Genomic DNA, 7,489 nt, shown 5'->3' with positions numbered 1-7,489 from the left:
CCATTCCGAACAGAGAAGTTAAACCTTTTAGCGCAGATGGTACTGCAATATGTGGGAGAGTATGTCGCCGCCTTCTTATCAAAAACCGAGCTATTCTGATGGCTCGGTTTTTTTGTTGTTTATCTCTTTTTTGAGGATTCTATAAAATTTTTATATGTATTATTCTCTATTTCTAAAAAGAATTTGTATATTTGCAGTATGAAAGTACAAGATGTTAGTAGGCTAAAAGAGTTTCTTAATAAAAAGCCAATTATTACAATTATTCCCCATACTTCTCCAGATGGGGATGCCATAGGGAGTTCTTTAGGGCTTTTTCATTTTTTAAAAAATCAAGAACATGATGTTCAAGTGATTGTTCCTACTGATTTTCCTGAGTTTTTAAAATGGATGCCAGGAACGTCACAAATAATTATTTATCCTAATGAGGAACAGAAAGTTAAAAAGCGTATAGAGGACTCCACACTTATTTTTACTTTGGATTTTAATAATCTCTCTCGTGCTAAGCCTTTAACATCTTTCTTGGAAAATACAAAAGCAACTTTTGTAATGATAGATCATCATCAACAGCCTGATACTTACGCCACCATTATCTATTCTGATGATAAGGTAAGTTCCACTTGTGAGTTGATATATAATACTGTGGTGGCTCTCTCATCTGAGAAAGAAATTGATAAGAATATAGCCACTTGCCTATATACAGGGATTATGACTGATACAGGGGGATTTCGTTATTCTTTAACCTCGCCTACTACTCATAGGATTGCGGCTACTTTATTAGAAAAAGGAGTAAACTGTGCTCAGGTTAGTTCAGATGTTTTTGATAGCTATTCTATTGATAGATTACAATTGTTAGGAAATGTATTAGATAATCTAACTTATTTACCTAAGTATAAGACAGCCTATATGTCTGTAAGTAGTAAAACTCTTAAGCAGTTTAACTTTCGCAAAGGAGATACTGAGGGTTTTGTTAATTATGGGTTACGTATAAAAGAAGTGGAATTGGCAGCTATATTTATTGAAAATGAGGAAGAGAATTTGGTAAAAATATCTTTTCGTTCTAAAACAAATTTAGATGTGAATCTTTTAGCACGTACTTACTTCAATGGAGGAGGGCATATTAATGCAGCAGGAGGTTCAACTCATATTTCTTTACAGGATACAGTAACTCACTTTTTGAGAATACTTCCTGAGTTTTTTGCATTACCTACTGCTTATAATTTGAATGTTAATATATGAGAGTAATAATTGCATTATTGTTTATATTTATTTTAGGAGCTTGTAGCAAGAAGGAAGCACGTCGCCCTGTAATGGTTAAGACAGATACTTTTCTAAAGGAATCTGCTAAGAAGAATAGAGAATTGTTGGTAGATCAGGAAATTGTAATGGATTCCATTATAGCAAAAGATACACTTCATACTTATCTTAGTTCTAAAGATGGATTTAAGTACTATTATATTACTGAAAATAAGGAAGCTACTTACCTACCTGCTTTTGGTGATCGAGTGGATTTTACTTATAGCTTATCAGATATTTATGGAAATGAAATTTATTCTAAAGAGGATACTAAGATAGTTACCTATCAGGTGGATAAGCAAGAGCTTTTTCAAGGACTACGTCAGGCTATAAAACTATTGAAAGAAAAAGAAGAAGCGGTTTTTTTCTTTCCATCAGAGATTGCTTTTGGTTATCATGGTGATGATGGGAAGATAGGCGTTAATAAGCCTATTCGTGCTCAAGTACATATTCTTAAAATAGAACCAGCCAGTGAACAACCATCTGATCAAGAGGATGGAAGATAAATCTAAAAAACAGAAATTATAATGAAAATTGATACACAAGAATATACAGGAAAGATATTACCTATAGAAAAGATACTTTCTATTATAGAAGAGATTCCTTATAATGATCATTATTTTGTTGTATTGTTTGAGGAGAATTCAGGTGAGCAGGAGAACTATATACAAACCACCTTAGAAGATGAATCTAAAGGTGAGCAAAGTCCTTACTTGGTAGAGGCACGAGTATATCAACCGAATGGTACTTTTATTCATTATCGTACTGTCCTTCCAACAGCAAAAGAAGTAGTTCCTTTTTTTACAGGATTTTATCATAGAACTCCTTTATCATATAGTGATTGGGAAGAAGTAACAAATGAATTCTTAGAAAACGAATAATTGTAATCTCATTAAATATAGAATTTTTATGAAAAAAGTTAAATTTTGGGCATTATTATTGCCTTTGTTATTTGTAGCGTGCAAGTCTGCTAAATATCCTAATCTAAAGGATGGATTGTATGCAGATATTCAAACTAATAAAGGAGATATGTTAGTAGAACTTTTCTATAAGGCAACTCCTGGAACAGTGGCTAACTTTGTTTCCTTAGCAGAGGGAAATAATACTTATGTAGAAAATACTTATAAGGGCAAGCACTACTATGATGGTACCACTTTTCACCGTGTGATTAAAGATTTTATGATACAAGGAGGAGATCCTACAGCAACAGGAGAAGGTAGTCCTGGATATCAGTTTGCTGATGAGTTTGTGGATACACTTAAGTTTACAAAGAAAGGACAGTTAGCTATGGCAAATGCAGGACCAGCTACTAATGGTAGTCAATTCTTTATCACTGAGAAAGATACTCCATGGCTTACAAATCACCATACTATTTTTGGTCAAGTAATCAAAGGAGAGGAAGTCATTAGTCTTATTACTTCTGAGAAGACAAATGAAGCAGATAAACCTCTTTCTGATGTAAAGATCAATAAAATAGAAATTATACGTGTAGGAAAAGAAGCTGAAAAATTTGATGCTCCTAAAGTATTTGATACTTTTATGAAGGAACAAATAGAAATTGCAAAGCAAAAGGAAGCTGAGGAAAAGGCTAAAAGTGAAAAAATTCTTTCTGAACTTGCTGAACAAGAAAGTCAAGCAATAGCTTCTCCTTCTGGAATAAAGATTTTGAAGCTAAAACAAGGAAATGGAGTGCAACCCAAGCAAGGACAAACTGTATTAGTAAATTATGCAGGTTATTTGCGTGCTAACGGAAAGTTATTTGATTCCAATATAAAGGAAGTGGCTCAAGCTAATGGAGCTTATGACCAACAGCGAGATATGGGAGGAGGATATGCCCCTTATCCTTGGGAATATAGTCCTAAAGTGGGACTTATCGCTGGATTTAAAGAAGCTTTGTTAGGTATGCAAGTGGGAGAAAAAGTACGAGTATTCATTCCTTCTGCTTTAGCCTATGGAAAACAAGAGATTAAGGATCTTATTCCTGCTGATTCTGACCTTGTTTTTGATATAGAAATTGTGGATATTGCTAAATAAATTTTGTACTAAATAAATTTTATGAGGTAGAAGTATGTTTCACTTCTACCTCATTTATTAAAGAAATGTTTTATTTAAATAATGAAGAAGTTATATAATATAAATAAAATATTTTTATTTCTTTATTGGGGGCTCTTATCTTATATGTTGCTTCGTCCTAGCAGTAGTCTTACCAGTAATATCTTTTCTTTTACAGGAGCTGATAAATTAGTTCATTTCCTTATTTTTGCCCTGTTAGCTTTTTTATATGAAAGAGTTTTTCCAAAACAGAAAAGAAAAATTTCTTTTTTTCTAATGATATTATATGCGATTTTTACTGAAGTAGCTCAAGAGATGATGCCTTTTGGAAGAAGTGGAGAAATAGGAGATTTATTTGCAGATATTCTTGGGATTTTCTTTGGATATTATACATTGATAGTCTATAATTATATCAATAAATCCAAATAGATAATGAAATAGGAAAAGAAATTATCTCTTAGAACAGTTTTTTCTTAACAATCTATAAGTAGTTGATCTTAAAGAAATGTTTCAAAAAAGTAGAAATCAACAAGTATGTTAATAAAAAGTACTCAGTTGTTTATTTCTAGAAAAAGTTATCAACAATATTTGTTTTTCTGTGGAAAACTGAAAAAAAAATAATAAATTTGCACCGAAAGACTTTACAAAAAATAATAGCAAAAAAATCATTAGTTATGGCGATAGATTTTGACAATGAAACGTTTGATTTGCCTAAGAATCAGGGTAATTTAATTAAAGTAATAGGTGTTGGTGGAGGTGGAGGTAATGCCGTGAATTACATGTATAAGCAAAATATTAAGGGTGTAGACTATATTATTTGTAATACAGACCGTCAAGCCTTGGACAAAAGTCCCATTGTTAATAAGATCCATTTAGGATTTGCACTTACCGCTGGTTTAGGTGCGGGTTCTAATCCAGAAGTAGGAGAGCAATCGGCCATGGAGAGTATTGATGAAATTAAAGCCATGCTGGGTGAGCATACTGAAATGGTATTTATTACTGCAGGTATGGGAGGAGGAACAGGAACAGGAGCCGCACCTATTATAGCTAAGATATGTCGGGATATGGGAATTCTCACTGTAGGGATTGTAACTAGTCCTTTTAAGTTTGAAGGTGAAATCCGCTTAAATCAAGCACAGAAAGGAATAGAAAACCTTCGTAAACATTTGGATTCTCTTATTGTCATTAATAACAATAAACTTCGTGAAGTATATGGTAATTTAGGGGTGAAATCTGGTTTTGCCAAAGCGGATGAAATCCTTACAATTGCTGCTAAAGGAATTGCTGAGGTAATTACTAAGGATTTTGAGGTAAATATTGATTTACGTGATGCTCGCACAGTACTTTCTGATAGTGGAACTGCTATTATGGGAACAGGTTTTGGTACAGGAGAAATGAGAGCTATAGATGCAGTGAAAGGAGCTTTGGATTCTCCGCTACTTAATGATAATAAAATTACAGGGGCTCAAAATGTTCTTCTACTTATACTCTATGGTAAAGAGGAAATTACTATGGATGAAGTAGCTGAAATTAGTGAATATATCCAAAAAGAGGCAGGTAATGGACAAGAGATGGCTGCTGGTTACAAGACAAATATTATTATGGGGATGGGAGAGGATGAATCGCTTGAGGATAAGGTAATGGTAACTGTTGTAGCTACGGGTTTTTCCACCGAACAACAGCATGAAATTATTGATTTGGAACCTAAGAAAATTGTACATTCTTTAGATGATAATGCACATTTTGTGAAAGAATTAGAAACTACCTCTTCTTTTACGGATATTTCTTTTGAAAATTCTTTGAAAAGAAAAGAAAAGATAACTCATTACTTGGATGACACTCCTCAAACAGAAACTAATTCTTCTTTAGAGGATAAAGTTTCTACTTCTTTGGCAGGAGAACCTACTAAAAGTAATATAGGAATTACTCTACATACTGCTACTTCCGTTGAAAAAAAAACAACTCCTACCAATAAAATAGGTGTTCTGGACAAAGAACTTTATAATATTCCTATTCAATTTGAAGTGGTAGAACGTATTTCCTATCCTACTAAGGAGGAACATGCTGTACAAGCAGAAGAATTTGTTATTTATCAAGAGAAAAAGACATCTCCTGTACAAGAGGTTAGGCAACAATCACAACAGGTAGAGGAACCAGTAATATTATTTGAAGTAGAGGAGAGGAAAATGGCAGCCACTTCTCCACGAAAAACGATGGCTGCAGTAGCTTCTCCAGAACAGGAGGGAAGTGATAATAAGATAGTTCATCGTTTTGAGGATTATTTACAAGTAGAAGAAAGGCTCACCAAGGCTCATTCTCCACAAATAGAAAAAGAGGAAGAAGAGTTTAGAGCAGAGATACGTGTAAAGGAACCTACAAATTCACCTCAACAGCCAAAAGAAGAGAATCAAAATGCTTTTCTTACAGCTTTAAAAGCAAATGCAAGTAATCGAAGAAATACTTTTAAGAATATGAGTTATCAGTTTTCCTCTCAAAGTCTTTCTAAGATTGAGGATTTGGAGAATACTCCAGCATATCTCAGACAAGGGATAGATATTACTAACAATACTCCTAAAGCAACAGCTTCTCGTAGTTCTATTAGTTTGGATTCCAATAATGTACCCCAAATACGAGAAAATAACGGATACTTACATGATAATGTAGATTAGTTAGAAAAAGACATAGTTAATTTATTTTATAATTGATAAAAGGACAGTTAATGGAAATTAGCTGTTTTTTTTCAGTAAAAAAAGTATAGTCAAATGCAAAAACCTAGTATACCTAAAGGTACACGTGATTTTTCTCCTGAGGAGGTAAGTAAGCGTAATTATATTATTCAGATTATCAGAAAAAATTTTGAGAAGTTTGGTTTCCAACCTATTGAAACACCCAGTTTTGAAAATATGGAAACTCTTATGGGAAAGTATGGAGAAGAAGGAGATAGACTTATTTTTAAAATACTTAATTCAGGGGATTTTCTAAGAGATATTCCTGAAGATATTTATAGGGAACATAATAGTCAAAAGATGACTACTCAAATAAGTGAAAAGGCACTTCGTTATGATCTAACGGTACCTTTTGCTCGTTATGTGGTGCAGCATCAGAGTGAGATAACTTTCCCTTTTAAACGTTATCAAATACAACCTGTTTGGCGAGCTGACCGCCCTCAAAAGGGTCGTTATCGCGAATTCTACCAGTGCGATGCTGATGTAGTGGGAGCCAATAGTCTTTGGCAGGAAGTAGAATTTGTCCAGTTATATGATAGTGTATTTGCTGCTTTACAACTTAAAGGAATAACTATCAAAATTAATCATCGAAAGATTCTCTCTGGTTTTACTGAAGTTATTGGTACTCCTGAGAAACTAATTGACTTTACAGTAGCTTTGGATAAACTTGATAAAATAGGTAAGGAGAAAGTGGAAGAAGAAATGCTTCAGAGAGGAATTTCTCCAGAAGCGATAGCTAAGATACAACCTGTTTTTTCTTTACAAGGAAGTTTTTCGGAGAAAATAAGTCAACTCAAGGAATTACTTGCGACCTCACAGGTGGGGAGAGAAGGAATAGCTGACTTAGAGTTTATTTATGAAACTGTACAACAGATTGGCTTACAGGTGTCCAATTTAGAGTTAGAAGTAACTTTAGCGCGTGGGCTGAATTATTATACAGGAGCTATTTTCGAAGTGGCTCCTCCCAAAGAGGTAGTTTTGGGATCTATAGGAGGAGGAGGACGTTATGATGAACTTACTGCTATATTTGGACTCAAAGGAATGAGTGGTATAGGAATTTCCTTTGGATTAGATCGTATTTTCCTTGTAATGGAACAATTAGCTTTGTTTCCCGAAACATTAACCCATAGTTTGGATGTTCTGTGTGTTAATTTTGGAAAATCTGAAGCATTGATTTCCTTTGGTTTGGTTCAGCAACTGCGTCAAAAGGGCTATAAAGCAGAACTTTATCCAGAGATTATCAAACTTAAAAAGCAATTGGCCTATGCCGATAGCCGAAAAGCAAAATATGTAATTCTTATAGGAGAAGAAGAACTTAGTCAAAATACTGCTGTTCTGAAAAATATGCTTACAGGAGAGCAAATTACCTATCCCATAGTAGATATAGTGAATCATATAAAATAATTGCATAAAAAAGG

The 7,489-nt window shown here is 33.7% G+C and carries 7 protein-coding genes; all 7 read left to right on the top strand.

Annotated elements, in window-relative coordinates:
- Positions 1 to 198: 198 nt before the first annotated feature.
- The 7 genes from VJJ03_RS07825 to hisS all read left to right on the top strand — a co-directional run bounded on the left by VJJ03_RS07825 (position 199) and on the right by hisS (position 7,475).
- Positions 199 to 1,236: a DHH family phosphoesterase gene (locus tag VJJ03_RS07825; protein ID WP_040358277.1), complete on the top strand. Its 1,038-nt coding sequence runs from the start codon at positions 199 to 201 to the stop codon at positions 1,234 to 1,236.
- Positions 1,233 to 1,799, top strand: coding sequence for a gliding motility-associated peptidyl-prolyl isomerase GldI (gene gldI / locus VJJ03_RS07820; RefSeq protein WP_323974824.1), 567 nt, complete (start codon positions 1,233 to 1,235; stop codon positions 1,797 to 1,799). The genes VJJ03_RS07825 and gldI overlap by 4 nt, the downstream gene beginning before the upstream one ends.
- 21 nt (positions 1,800 to 1,820) lie before the next feature.
- A complete protein-coding gene (locus VJJ03_RS07815) occupies positions 1,821 to 2,174 on the top strand; it encodes a hypothetical protein (RefSeq protein ID WP_009745339.1) in 354 nt (117 codons plus the stop codon).
- 28 nt (positions 2,175 to 2,202) lie between these two features.
- The gene (locus tag VJJ03_RS07810) at positions 2,203 to 3,327 is read left to right on the top strand and encodes a peptidylprolyl isomerase (RefSeq protein ID WP_323974821.1); all 1,125 of its coding nucleotides are present in this window, start codon (positions 2,203 to 2,205) and stop codon (positions 3,325 to 3,327) included.
- Between the two features lie 81 nt (positions 3,328 to 3,408).
- Positions 3,409 to 3,774 (top strand): VanZ family protein, encoded by a 366-nt coding sequence (locus VJJ03_RS07805; RefSeq protein ID WP_323974819.1) that lies wholly within the window; start codon positions 3,409 to 3,411, stop codon positions 3,772 to 3,774.
- Positions 3,775 to 4,019: 245 nt separating this feature from the next.
- Entirely contained in the window at positions 4,020 to 6,014 is a 1,995-nt protein-coding gene (gene ftsZ / locus VJJ03_RS07800; protein ID WP_323974817.1) for a cell division protein FtsZ, read from the top strand.
- 93 nt (positions 6,015 to 6,107) lie between these two features.
- Positions 6,108 to 7,475, top strand: coding sequence for a histidine--tRNA ligase (hisS, locus tag VJJ03_RS07795; RefSeq protein ID WP_323974815.1), 1,368 nt, complete (start codon positions 6,108 to 6,110; stop codon positions 7,473 to 7,475).
- The last annotated feature ends 14 nt before the right edge of the window (positions 7,476 to 7,489 follow it).

It is taken from the genome of Capnocytophaga sp. G2 (genome assembly GCF_035282625.1).
In the GTDB taxonomy this organism is placed as follows: Bacteria; Bacteroidota; Bacteroidia; order Flavobacteriales; family Flavobacteriaceae; genus Capnocytophaga.
This window is presented reverse-complemented; position numbering and strand designations above follow the sequence as displayed.